The following is an 11,995-nucleotide window of genomic DNA, read 5'->3' on the forward strand; positions in this document are numbered from 1 at the left end:
GACACTCTCTTTTTGTAAGTGTCGAACAAAAATGTACAACACCTCCTACCCGCATTATTCGCGGCTATATTTGTATAGGAAAAATAATTTTGTTTATGAACGTATCATTGTGATAACATTCACTTTTCTTGGCACAACTTACTTCCATTTAAGTTATCGTAAAACGATAAACCTATACATTCTGTAAATTTTAAATTTCTGTATTATTTTACTATTGACAAAGAATTTTGTCCATGCTTTATCGGATTTATTTTCTAAGAATAATAACTTATTAACTCTTAACTATGTAAACTCTTTTCACTAATAATGACGCCATCTTCATCCGCATAGACATATTCATTTGGATTCCATTCTACTTGTCCAAAGTGCAATGAAATATTTCGTTCTCCTTTTCCTTCTTTCACACTTCTATTTGGCATCGTTCCTAATGCTAAAATACCAATATTAATATTCTTTAGTTCACTAGAATCACGAACATACCCATTCACAATAATTCCTGCTAGCTTTCTTTCTTCCGCAATAGCTGCCAAATTATCACCGAGTAACGCACAATTCGTAGACGCTCCGCCATCAACAACTAATACTGTTCCTTCTGGTAATGTTTGCAATCCTTCCTTCACTAGTACATTATCATCTTTCACTTTTACAGTTGCAATTTTTCCGTAGAATTGTTCTTTCTTCCCAAAAGACCGAAAAGACTGTCGACATATTTGTAATTCCTTTTCAAATTCATCACATAAATCAGTAGTTTTCCACATCTTGTTCCCTCTTTTCCTTTTTCTTTCTACATAACATATTCTTGGCTTATTATCGTTTCCCTGTCTAATATTGCAATAATTTGTATGTGCGGGAAAAGGATACAAAAACTATTGCCTTAAGAAGCTACCTTTATTATAATCTATTTCACAGATTAAATTCAGAATATTAAAAATTAACAAAGTGAAGAAGGAGGGATTTTATGCAAATACAAACTGAGGCAAAAAAACAACCTAGTAAACAAAAGTTTAAAATGCCTGATGCGTACGTACTACTATTTTTTATTGCCTTACTTTGCGCCATTGCTACGTACTTCGTTCCTGCTGGAGAATTTAAAAGGGTTACAAACGGGACCGTTACAACGACAATACCAGGTAGCTACCATTCTGTTCCGCAATCACCCGTAGGATTTGTTTCTTTTTTTACCGCTATTGAAAAAGGAATGACACTTGCTGCTCCTATTATCTTTCTAATTTTATTTACAGGTGGAGCTATTGCAATTCTTGAAAAAACAGGTGCTCTTGACGGTTTAATCTATCATGTTATTAACAAATTTCGGAATCAGCAATTACTTTTCATTTGTATAGTTGCTGCGCTCTTTTCTATTCTTGGAACGACTGGTATTATCGTTAACTCAGTTATCGGTTTTATCCCCATCGGTATCATCGTTGCACGCACGTTAAAATGGGACGCTATCGTCGGTGTAGCAATTATTTATTTAGGCACTTATGCTGGTTTTAATGCTACTATTTTATCCCCCTCACCTTTAGGCATTTCACAAAAGATCGCAGAACTTCCGATGTTTTCCGGGATTGGTTTACGCACCGCAATCTATATATCTTTTTTACTTGCCACTATCCTTTATATTAATTGGTATGTAAAGTGCTTGAAAAAATCGAATAAAGGAAGCATTCTTGGCGACAACTGGTTTCCAAGTAACGCTCTTTCAAGCGAAAAAGAAGCGGAGAAAAAAGAAGTTCCTTGGACGATACGTCATAAATTAATTTTACTCGTTTCAGCTTTATCGTTAATTGTATTTTTAATAGGCGCTTTTCGTCTACATTGGACGGACGCAGAAATGACCGCTACTTTTATTTTCATAGCAATTACAGCCGGAATAATAGGTGGTATGAAAGCAAACGATATCGCATCTACTTTTCTAACTGGCTGCCAAAATCTTATCTACGGTGCTCTAATCGTTGGAATGGCTCGTTGTATTTCAGTCATTTTAGAACAAGGCAAATTACTTGATACAATCGTTAACCAACTCGCACAAGCTCTTGAAGGACAAAGCCCTGTATTTGGCGTTATCGGTATGTACGTAAGTAGTGCCGCATTACATTTCCTTATTTCATCCGGGACAGGAGAATCGGTTATTTTTATTCCGATATTAGCTCCATTAGCTGATTTCATGCATATTACACGCCAAGTTACAGTACAGGCTGTTATGCTTGGGGAAGGTGTAGTAAACTGCTTAAATCCAACTTCTGGTGTTTTAATGGGCGTTCTCGCAGCGAGCGGGATTTCTTATGGAAAATGGATTCGTTTCATGGCTCCACTTGCACTCATTTGGTTTATCATTGGACTTGTTTTTCTTATTGTTGGGGTGAATATTGAGTGGGGACCGTACTAAAATACCCATATATAATTAACTTGATAAAATATCTATCCTATTCTCCTCTTCAATCCTATAAAAATCATTTATTCTAGTAAAAATATAAGAAGGGATTGATCATAATGATCAATCCCTTCTATCAAAATATAATACCTTTAAAAATCTTAGTTCCAAATTTTATTTACCCATTCAGGATGATCAATAAAAGGATTGCGGTTATGTTGATATTTTGTAAAAATCACTTCATTACGCTTTCGCTCTAAATCATCGACCGGGTCTTGTTCATTCCATTTTAATAAAACCGATAGTTTCCCCATGTATGGATCTTTATTGTTATTCACTTTTTCATTTAGTTCTAAATCTATTTCGCCGTTGTCCCCCTCATAACGAACAGCCATATAAAACAGCATTCTAGCAATATCTCCTTTTACACTATCACGAGGTTCCCAAGAATCACTATCATATTTACATTCTGTCGCTTCAGAATGATTCACACCACCATTATCAAAATCTAAATTTCCACGTGAACTATTTACAGATACATCCGTCGCTCTTAAATGATGTAGATCTGTTCCAGGTCCTGCAGTCGTTCCAAAGTCACCGTGAGATTTTGCCCAAACATGCTCACGGTTCCAGTTATTTACTCCTGATCCATTCGTAAGCTTCCCTTGCGAACGACCAGTATATAAGAGTATCACATTATTTTTATTATTTGGATCTTCATCAGTATCTCTTAGTGCTTCCCAAACCGCACTGTATGATAACTTTGTATGATTATCAATAATATTATGCAGTTCCTTCTTTAATTCTAAGCCCGTTTTTCCTATTGCGTTATTATAATATGTATCGTCATAACTTTTTACAATAATCTCTTGTGCTGATGCAGGAGCTACTTCACCGTGTATAGTATCTGTGAATGATAGAGATGCAGAACCTAAAATAAAAAATGAAGATAGCGTAATCATAGCAATATTTGTATTTCGAAACTTCATATACCCATTCCCCTTTAAAATATAATTTGAAGCTACTAACTAAAAAATGCTTTCTCCCCCCAAAACTTTTAGAAACCCATACCCACCCTTTTCTTTTTATTTAATACAAAACTCTATTGAGTTTATATCATTTCCAAACTTTTTGTTTATCTACTTTCCAAACAATTTTACTTTTCACAAGAAATATCCTTCTCCCGTAAAGATTATTAAAATATTCTTTACAATTAAAAAGTAGTTTAATATTAACTTATAAATTTAAATTTATTTATGCAATAATGCATATTTGATAAATACTTAAAAAAAAACAGTTTGAATAAAAAGCATTCAAAGAAAACCGTGCCACAAAACAGATAAAGTGAAACTTTAATCAGTGGGATTTCGTTCCTCCCTCACCTAACTTCTTTGCTTCCGCTGAATTTTGAGGTGGTGGTCTTACTGCCCGGCAAATAGCGGGATAAAAATCAAGATGATAGCTCGACTTTTCCTTTTTCCATAACTGTCTTTATTTTTGTGTAAAACCTTTCTTTCTCTGAATAATACGTACAAAAATAGATTGGATACCATGTAGGCACCAATCTATTTTAATTAAAGAAACTGTGTCAATTCTGAGTTCACAATACGTTGTGCAGTAATGATAACACTGTCAGCTGTTAGTCCATAAACACTATATAGTCCACCAGGTTGATTAGGAACAATTTGAACTTCATATTCAAATGCTTGTCCAAGAGCAGGATGAACTAAACTTAGAGTTGCAAAAGTAGAAGCATTAGAATTTACATTGAAGTTTACCTGTTCAATTAATACTAATGAACCGTCAAGTCTAAAAACTCTAGCTACTCCAGTAAGCGGGCCCGCAGTACGGTTAAGGATTTTTACCCTAACTCTATTTGCATTAGCAGGTTGATTTCCTACGTTTTCAATTGGTCCTGTAGTAAGAGCCATATAACACCACCTCCATTATATTATTATGATATTCAACGATACACATTGATGTTATAGTTTAATTATCCAATTTATTTAAAATAAAAAAATGTTCGTTTTTATCGCGTTAATTAATAAAAACGAACATTTTATAATGAATGAATTCGCAAAAAAATAAATTCATATACTAAACTAAATCAACCTACAACAGCCGTTTTTTTTTACAGACAATTACTCTCCCTTCCGACTTCCTCACTTTCGCCTAATATTGAACCGGAAATCTTTCTACCCGCATGTTGCGAGATAAAATGCGCATCCATCCAATTCACAATTATTTCTTCCAACTCTGGATGAAGTGGCTTTCCTGCCCCTTCTTCATAATTCTTTTTAAACTCTAATGCTTTAAATTCACCTTCAAAACTTTTTAAACTATGATCCATATTTTTTACTACACGTACTTCAGAATCACCCTTCACATACTCACCGATCCGCTTCGCTCTTTCAGGGTCAGCCTGAATATCTTTATCACCAGCAATAGCTAGTACTGGACATGTTACTTGTTGTAAGTCTTTATAGATGTCATGCTGAAAATGCTCTCTAAACCACTTTGCATTCATCGGTTTAAAACCAACTTTAATCGTATCTTTTTCTGTGTTCATCATTTTCTCTTTTATTTTTTCCATCTGTTTTTCTCCGCGTTTCTCTACATTAAGAAGACGCATTAGTTTTCCTTTTATTCCTTTCTGCTCTTTTAGTTCTTTATAAGCAATTTCTCTTTGTCTTTTTGTAGCTTCTTCTAATGATTCTGCAGCTCCTGTAATAAGTATGAGTCCATTAACTGGTGTTCTTGCGTTTACTACAGTGGCTAACATACACCCTTCACTATGACCAGCTAAAATGATATTTTCTGGATCAACAAATGGTTGTTCTTTTAAATACGTTATCATGGCCTCTATATCACTAACTAAATCCCACATTCCAGTCTTCAGAATTTCTCCGTTACTCTTTCCTACTCCGCGCTTATCGAAACGGAGCGTCACTACTCCAAGTTGCGCCATTACATGTGCTAAATCTTTATATATGTTCGACTCAAGCTTTAGCGGTACTATCGTTCCATCACGATCAACTTCTCCAGATCCAGCGATAATTACAACAGCAGCATACTTCCCACCAGCTTTTGGCTTTGTAATCGTACCTTGCAAAGTTAATTCACTTTTTACCGCTACTTCATATTCATCAAAGATCATTATATTAATCCTCCTTCTATTCCGTTATATCTAATTTGAATTTCAAACTCGCTATTATATTTTTGTACTCTCTTACATCTTTCATCGGAACGAAAACCGGGTTCTCTGCAATGCTTTGTAGCATGCTTCGCTTTATAATCTCTTCATTTCTAACTGTTTTAGCACCAAGTGGAAATTCTGCAAACCATCCATCAATCGCATCAAAATAGGAATCGCCGTGTAAATGCAGGCTATTTACTGTGAAGCTATTCGTACAAACCGCTGCATATTTCCGTAGCATTTCTAATGAACCTTCAAAATCCCCTTGCATGCAATATACTTGTGCAGCAGCATAGTATACTTTTAAAGTCATATTGGGATGTAACGTTTCTAATTCATATATATCTATTAACATAAAAGCTCTATTTAAAATTACCTCTACTTTTTCAGCGCTTGAAGCATTTACTACTACATAATTCGGTATTGTCCCAACGAGTTGTATTAAATGTTGATACATACTAATTTGCATCACTTCATTTGCCTTCTCAGTATTTCCAAGCATTTGATACGCCTGTGCGATTAGATCTTCCTCTGGAAAGTTAGGACGTATCGTTTCGCCAAGTAATTGAAGCACTTCATTTGGTCTATTGAGTATAAGATAGCAAGTTGCTTGAAACGATGCCGCCTCTTTCACAAGAGAAACATCGTCACTTTCTTCCTGCACTCTGCTAAAGAGATTCATTGCCTCTTCTAAAATTTCAATTCCTCTATCCGTGTCCTCTGTTAACATGTGATGATTAATAAAAAGTATTCCTATTTGAATTAATAATGGAAAACAAGAATAATATTTTTTGATTATTCCCCTGCACTCCATCATTACTTCATCAAACGGTTCTTCACTAAAAGCTTCGGCTAGTCGATGATATAAATTTTTAATATCTTCCTGCTCCATTTGTGGTGTATAACTAATTAGTTCATCTATACTAATGTTAAAGTATGATGCTAATAGTGGTAAAAATGTAATATCCGGATAACTCTGCCCCGTCTCCCATTTGGAAACAGATGCCTTCGTAATACCGATATACGCCGCTAACTCTTCCTGCGTAATTCCCTTTTCTTTTCTCTTATTCGCAATGATTTTATGAATATGAATCTCTCTCACTGTATCACCTCATACTTTTATTATATGTTTTATATTTCACACAAAATATGGATTTAAATTCGACTTTCATTTACAAAATCAACTGTTAGGAAACATCTGTCTAAAATCAAAGGCAGGAACATATTTGATATGTTCCTGCCTTTTTAATGTCGGTACCGATACATAGCCATCTAGCTAAGATTTTGAAGTGCTTCAAAATCAAACATTTCATCTCATCACAGTTTTCTATGGGAATCCAGTGAACAACTTATTTACATAATTTTCGATATTGGAAGTAAATTTAAGTTGTTTTTAAAGTAGGTATACCTAGTAGAAATTGTTGAATTGTGCCCGTTTGTTAAAGTTTAATTTTCATTATACTTTTTGTACTGAGTCCAGTGCTTTTTTTAATTCATCTGATTTTTGAGTGCCGATTACTACTGTGTTATATTGCAACTTTAACTCTATACCTTTATTTCCATTCATGTTATAGGCCTTTTCATTCTTAAGGTTAAAACGAATTCCCCATCCTCCAAATCGTTTTATTGGACTGTAAGTAATGCATTCATAATGGTGTATATCTTTGAAAAGGTACTGCTTATATTGAAAATGAAAAGGAACAAAGCGGACATAAAGACCTTTTTCACGGACCTCAATGATCAGTTTCAATACTCCAAGCATTAATACAGGAAAGGCAATCCCGAACAACAACCACATAACAATTAAGACACCATTAGAAGCTGGTTTATCTCCAAACGGGATATCAAGAATAATTTGTTGAATAAATCCATACCACATCAGCATGGAGATCCCTAATATGAGTATCCATACCCAAATTGGGGATCGCTGAACCTCACGAAAGATTACTTGTTCTTGTTGTTTCATTAATGATTATAACCTCCTAAAAGGTTTATTTTTTCTCACTCATTTTAAGCCGTTTTGCACTTCCAAAAAATGCGCTCCCAATTATGAATATAACGGAAGAAAGATACATTGTTATCCCTGAGTATTTATTATCAAAAATTGTGAAATTAAGTAAATTAATGAACATCATCAATATAAGTGCTATGTACAATCCATTAATATATTTCATTTATCCCCCCCTTTACTTTTTTGAAAACCCCTATGTGATAAATAGTGGTTTCTAAAGGTATTATTCAGAATGACCTTTTCCCTATTTTACCATTTTATAGAGTTGATATGTTGTTTGTTTTCGGTTGAATATTGTATACACACTTGGTTAACATAACGTCTCATGATCAGTAGCAAGAAAAAAGGATAATCCGTCCTCATAATGGACTAATTATCCTATAAATCTTTATCTAAATTTAATAAAACAAGAACTTCTTTTCCTATGTATATTTACTTCGTTACCTCTCCAAACTGCGCTCTCGTCACTTTCGCCAAGTCATCTACTTTAAGCTCAATTTGTATACCAATTTTCCCGCCACTTACTATCATCGTTTCAAGTGATTGAGCACTTTCATCAATACATGTAGAAAATAACTTCTTCATTCCGACTGGTGAACAACCACCACGAATATATCCTGACACTTTCGTAATATCTTTCACAGCAATCATTTCAATCTTCTTTTCACTTACTGCTTTTGCGGCAGCTTTTAAATTTAGTTCCTCATCTACCGGAATAATAAACACATGATAATTTTTACTATTCCCTTGAGCGATTAACGTTTTATATACTTCTCTCACTTCTCGTCCAATTTTCTCGGCTACTGATACGCCATCAATTTTCCCATCGTCTGGATCATATGACATCATCGAATATTCAATTTTTTCTTTATCTAATATTCGCATCGCATTTGTTTTATCTTTTTTCATAACGTTCTCCTTAAAAGGTTATTTCATATTATTAAGTTTTATTATACACCCTTTTCCATTTCTCCTACATAACTTCACGTATATTTCAAAACTAAAAATATTGATAATTCAAAAATCATCTGATATAATTTGGAAAAACTTATGTTAAGGAGAGATTTGTAATGCGAAATTTTAATACTTCTTTCCAACTTCATCATCATACGTAACGCCGTGTATCCGAAGAAAAATTTTTCTTCGTGGGTACAGGGCTTTTCCTGTTGACCCACGAAGCGTTCATAAAGCTATGTGGGTATTTTTATACCTGCATAGCTTTTTTTAATTTAAAAAAGGAGTGATTACAATGGAAATGAAAAATGTAAAAGGCACGAAAGACTATTTACCAGAGGAGCAAGTGCTGCGAAATAAAATTAAAAGGGCTTGTGAAGATACGTTTGAACGATACGGATGCAAACCGTTAGAGACACCAACGTTAAATATGTATGAGCTTATGTCTTACAAGTACGGCGGTGGCGATGAAATATTAAAAGAAATATATACGCTAAAGGATCAAGGAAAACGCGACCTTGCCTTACGATACGATTTAACCATTCCATTCGCAAAAGTCGTGGCGATGAATCCGAATATTCGCCTCCCTTTTAAACGTTATGAAATTGGGAAAGTATTTCGAGATGGGCCAATTAAACAAGGGAGATTCCGTGAATTTATACAATGCGACGTTGATATAGTCGGTGTAGAATCCGTCATGGCAGAAGCTGATCTTATGAGCATGGCGTTTGAACTATTCCGAACGTTAAACTTAGAAGTAACGATTCAATATAATAACCGAAAATTATTAAACGGTATTCTCGAGTCCATTAACATCCCTACTGAACTAACGAGTGACGTCATTTTATCATTAGACAAAATCGAAAAGATTGGGATTGATGGTGTACGAAAAGATGTATTAGAGCGCGGAATTTCTGAAGAAATGGCTGATACAATATGTAATACTGTATTATCTTGTCTAAAGCTTACAATTGCTGACTTTAAAGAAGCTTTCAATAACCAACTCGTTGCCGATGGCGTAAACGAATTACAACAATTACAGCAATATTTAATCGCTCTCGGAATAAATGAAAATACGATATTCAATCCGTTTTTAGCAAGAGGACTCACAATGTATACAGGGACTGTATATGAAATCTTCCTAAAAGATGGCTCAATTACATCTAGCATAGGTAGTGGCGGCCGTTACGATAACATTATCGGAGCATTCCGTGGTGATAATATGAACTATCCAACAGTCGGTATTTCATTCGGTTTAGACGTTATTTATACAGCACTATCGCAGAAAGAAACAATCTCATCTACAGCGGATCTATTTATCATCCCACTCGGGACAGAATTACAATGCTTACAAATTGCCCAGCAATTACGTTCTACCACTTCCTTAAAAGTTGAACTTGAACTAGCAGGACGCAAATTAAAACGTGCCCTTAATTATGCCAATAAAGAGAATATCCCTTATGTGCTTATCATTGGTGAAGACGAACTTAGTACAGAAACCGTTATGCTGCGAAATATGAAGGAAGGTAGTGAGGTGAAGGTCTCCTTTTCTTCTTTAAGTAGTTATTTATAATACGAACCACCCTCGTTTGGGTGGTTTTTCTATTTTATAGAACAAGAAACAATTAGTTAACATAAAAAGATTATATTCAACTAAAAACCACAAGTATTTAATATCCAATCACCTATTATTTTTGGTAATATACAGATATGGATTGTTTTAGGAGGGTTCACTTTGAAAACTTACATACAAGCACTAAAATGGATCACAGGAATCTATCATCTTTTATTAATTCCTTGTTATTATTTATTTCCAAGTCTTGTTAACCTAGATGGATTACCTTTACTACTATTGATTGCTTTACATATCACTACTATTTTATTAGCTAAAAAAGCAGGGATGAATACGTACGCTCATTATATAGGTATTATCGTTACTCTAGTTGCCTTCTTTCCTTATATAGAAATCCTTCTACATATTATAGCAGCCATTTTTCTTTTATTAGATGCTGTTTCTATGAATGCAAAAGAAGTGTATGATTCATAGATGGATAAAATGAAACTTTAATCCATAGAGTTTTGAGATAGGTCGGCAAAAAGGATTTACTTTTTAAGTAAACCTTTTTTTCATTTTTAATTACTTTCCTTACTCAAGACTAATAAAAGAATATTCTGTTTAATTTTTATAAATTTCTAAATATTTATAATACATTCGAATTAACATACATTTTAGTTATGTAAAAAATCTAAGTTTTAAGGAGATGAATCCATGCTTAAAAAGTTGGTAGCAGGTGCATTATTAACTGTTTCGTCGTTAACTGGAGGAATGGGATTAGTATCAGCTAGTACCGAAAAAGATTATACGATTTCCTCTTTCGAATATGTAACTGTAGATGAAAAGACTGTTGATTCGTTTAACAAATTGAGTGCTCCATTAAATGAAGACGTAAAAATAACGTTAGTTCTACCGAAACAAAATCAAAATGGTGACTGGTTATCTTATGGATTTTCGAGCAAAGAAAGTTTAGAGGCTTTTATTGAAAAAGATAAACAAAGGTTGAATAATTCAATCACTCCCCTTGGTGTTGGAGGAAGCGGACCTGGTAGTACAGACTTCTATAAACGCACAAATCAAGGTAGCGAGTATTTTTCTGTAAGTAGCGGTTATAAAAACTTGTCTGCTAGTTGGCAAAATCAAATTGTTTCTGTACGTACAGCATCCCCTACCGCTAGCTATTCAACAACACTATGGGAACGTACTTCAACTGAAGGATATGGAAAAGGTGTTGTTTTTAAACATGCTGATTGGTATGGTCAAATTGCAAACTTAAATAACTTTCCAACTTCAGCAGTTGAAGTTAAAAAGTAAAAATATAGAAATAAAAGGTGTTTTCACGTATGGAAACACCTTTTATTTCTACAACTATTTCACATATCTCATCTATACCAATTTCAACTCTTAATTATTATCTTTCGTATTCCTACTCTCCAAAACCTTCTCCATATTATGAGTTGCCCATTCCATCATTAATAGAATCACTGGACGTAGTGATTCACCAAGCTCAGTTAATGAATATTCTACTTTTGGCGGCACTTCACGGTATACTTCGCGATGTATGATGCCATCTGCTTCAAGTTCTCTCAGCTGCAGTGTTAACATTCTTTGTGTGATATTTGGTTTTAATCTTTTTAATTCATTAAACCGCTTTGTACCATCTAATAAATGATACAAAATTACCCCTTTCCATTTCCCTCCAATCACCTCAACCATAGCTTCAACTGGACAAGAATATTTATTTAAAAATGGGTAATTTATATTATTTTCGTTTGGACAATCCATAATAACTCCCTTCCCTTAACATTAGTATCTTTTTTGATACTATACCACATAAATGTGCGTACTTGTATCTATGTTACTTTAAAAATATACTTTACTTACAAAAATAAATTCATGAAAAGA

Annotated in this window: 13 protein-coding genes; 4 read left to right on the top strand and 9 right to left on the bottom strand. The window is 34.0% G+C overall.

Annotation, left to right across the window (positions count from 1 at the left end; translation table 11 throughout):
• Nucleotides 1–278: 278 nt before the first annotated feature.
• A complete protein-coding gene (rraA, locus tag AC3EMB_RS16010; protein ID WP_000266049.1) occupies nucleotides 279–758 on the bottom strand; it encodes a ribonuclease E activity regulator RraA in 480 nt (159 codons plus the stop codon).
• A 200-nt stretch (nucleotides 759–958) separates the two neighbouring features.
• Between rraA and AC3EMB_RS16015 the strand changes: the two genes are divergently transcribed.
• Nucleotides 959–2,389, top strand: a complete 1,431-nt coding sequence (locus tag AC3EMB_RS16015) for a YfcC family protein (RefSeq protein ID WP_366987418.1) — start codon at nucleotides 959–961, stop codon at nucleotides 2,387–2,389.
• Nucleotides 2,390–2,535: 146 nt separating this feature from the next.
• Here the strand turns inward: AC3EMB_RS16015 and AC3EMB_RS16020 are convergent, their stop codons facing one another.
• From AC3EMB_RS16020 to ybaK, 7 genes are all read right to left on the bottom strand, one after another.
• On the bottom strand, nucleotides 2,536–3,363 hold the full coding sequence (locus tag AC3EMB_RS16020; protein WP_488517134.1) for an endonuclease I family protein: 828 nt from the start codon (nucleotides 3,361–3,363) through the stop codon (nucleotides 2,536–2,538).
• Nucleotides 3,364–3,948: 585 nt separating this feature from the next.
• Nucleotides 3,949–4,305, bottom strand: a complete 357-nt coding sequence (locus AC3EMB_RS16025; protein ID WP_001229424.1) for a hypothetical protein — start codon at nucleotides 4,303–4,305, stop codon at nucleotides 3,949–3,951.
• A gap of 200 nt (nucleotides 4,306–4,505) precedes the next feature.
• Entirely contained in the window at nucleotides 4,506–5,531 is a 1,026-nt protein-coding gene (locus AC3EMB_RS16030) for an alpha/beta hydrolase family protein (protein ID WP_095690496.1), read from the bottom strand.
• A 16-nt stretch (nucleotides 5,532–5,547) separates the two neighbouring features.
• A complete protein-coding gene (locus AC3EMB_RS16035; RefSeq protein ID WP_488517135.1) occupies nucleotides 5,548–6,672 on the bottom strand; it encodes a helix-turn-helix domain-containing protein in 1,125 nt (374 codons plus the stop codon).
• A gap of 354 nt (nucleotides 6,673–7,026) precedes the next feature.
• Complete coding sequence (locus AC3EMB_RS16040; protein ID WP_000813121.1) at nucleotides 7,027–7,536, bottom strand: DUF6141 family protein; 510 nt, start codon at nucleotides 7,534–7,536, stop codon at nucleotides 7,027–7,029.
• A 25-nt stretch (nucleotides 7,537–7,561) separates the two neighbouring features.
• Nucleotides 7,562–7,744 (bottom strand): hypothetical protein, encoded by a 183-nt coding sequence (locus AC3EMB_RS16045; protein WP_000875160.1) that lies wholly within the window; start codon nucleotides 7,742–7,744, stop codon nucleotides 7,562–7,564.
• 269 nt (nucleotides 7,745–8,013) lie between these two features.
• On the bottom strand, nucleotides 8,014–8,490 hold the full coding sequence (gene ybaK, locus AC3EMB_RS16050) for a Cys-tRNA(Pro) deacylase (RefSeq protein ID WP_000710852.1): 477 nt from the start codon (nucleotides 8,488–8,490) through the stop codon (nucleotides 8,014–8,016).
• A gap of 340 nt (nucleotides 8,491–8,830) precedes the next feature.
• Here ybaK and AC3EMB_RS16055 point away from each other — a divergent pair, with 340 nt between their 5' ends.
• The 3 genes from AC3EMB_RS16055 to AC3EMB_RS16065 all read left to right on the top strand — a co-directional run bounded on the left by AC3EMB_RS16055 (nucleotide 8,831) and on the right by AC3EMB_RS16065 (nucleotide 11,404).
• Nucleotides 8,831–10,108 carry a histidine--tRNA ligase gene (locus AC3EMB_RS16055; RefSeq protein ID WP_265939534.1) on the top strand — a complete coding sequence of 426 codons (1,278 nt, stop codon included), beginning with the start codon at nucleotides 8,831–8,833 and terminating at the stop codon, nucleotides 10,106–10,108.
• Between the two features lie 162 nt (nucleotides 10,109–10,270).
• Nucleotides 10,271–10,582 carry a hypothetical protein gene (locus tag AC3EMB_RS16060; protein WP_000860701.1) on the top strand — a complete coding sequence of 104 codons (312 nt, stop codon included), beginning with the start codon at nucleotides 10,271–10,273 and terminating at the stop codon, nucleotides 10,580–10,582.
• 222 nt (nucleotides 10,583–10,804) lie between these two features.
• The gene (locus tag AC3EMB_RS16065; RefSeq protein ID WP_488517136.1) at nucleotides 10,805–11,404 is read left to right on the top strand and encodes a hypothetical protein; all 600 of its coding nucleotides are present in this window, start codon (nucleotides 10,805–10,807) and stop codon (nucleotides 11,402–11,404) included.
• Between the two features lie 90 nt (nucleotides 11,405–11,494).
• On the opposite strand, the gene AC3EMB_RS16070 is transcribed toward AC3EMB_RS16065, so the two are convergent.
• Nucleotides 11,495–11,875, bottom strand: a complete 381-nt coding sequence (locus AC3EMB_RS16070; RefSeq protein WP_069355954.1) for a winged helix-turn-helix transcriptional regulator — start codon at nucleotides 11,873–11,875, stop codon at nucleotides 11,495–11,497.
• Nucleotides 11,876–11,995 lie beyond the last annotated feature (120 nt).

The sequence above is a fragment of the Bacillus sp. LQ16 genome, assembly GCF_057784645.1.

Bases quoted from the DNA above. Each gene is read 5' to 3' on its own strand.
- rraA (WP_000266049.1), bottom strand. From the start codon at position 758: ATGTGGAAAACTACTGATTTATGTGATGAATTTGAAAAGGAATTACAA.
- AC3EMB_RS16015 (WP_366987418.1), top strand. From the start codon at position 959: ATGCAAATACAAACTGAGGCAAAAAAACAACCTAGTAAACAAAAGTTT.
- AC3EMB_RS16020 (WP_488517134.1), bottom strand. From the start codon at position 3,363: ATGAAGTTTCGAAATACAAATATTGCTATGATTACGCTATCTTCATTT.
- AC3EMB_RS16025 (WP_001229424.1), bottom strand. From the start codon at position 4,305: ATGGCTCTTACTACAGGACCAATTGAAAACGTAGGAAATCAACCTGCT.
- AC3EMB_RS16030 (WP_095690496.1), bottom strand. From the start codon at position 5,531: ATGATCTTTGATGAATATGAAGTAGCGGTAAAAAGTGAATTAACTTTG.
- AC3EMB_RS16040 (WP_000813121.1), bottom strand. From the start codon at position 7,536: ATGAAACAACAAGAACAAGTAATCTTTCGTGAGGTTCAGCGATCCCCA.
- AC3EMB_RS16045 (WP_000875160.1), bottom strand. From the start codon at position 7,744: ATGAAATATATTAATGGATTGTACATAGCACTTATATTGATGATGTTC.
- ybaK (WP_000710852.1), bottom strand. From the start codon at position 8,490: ATGAAAAAAGATAAAACAAATGCGATGCGAATATTAGATAAAGAAAAA.
- AC3EMB_RS16055 (WP_265939534.1), top strand. From the start codon at position 8,831: ATGGAAATGAAAAATGTAAAAGGCACGAAAGACTATTTACCAGAGGAG.
- AC3EMB_RS16065 (WP_488517136.1), top strand. From the start codon at position 10,805: ATGCTTAAAAAGTTGGTAGCAGGTGCATTATTAACTGTTTCGTCGTTA.
- AC3EMB_RS16070 (WP_069355954.1), bottom strand. From the start codon at position 11,875: ATGGATTGTCCAAACGAAAATAATATAAATTACCCATTTTTAAATAAA.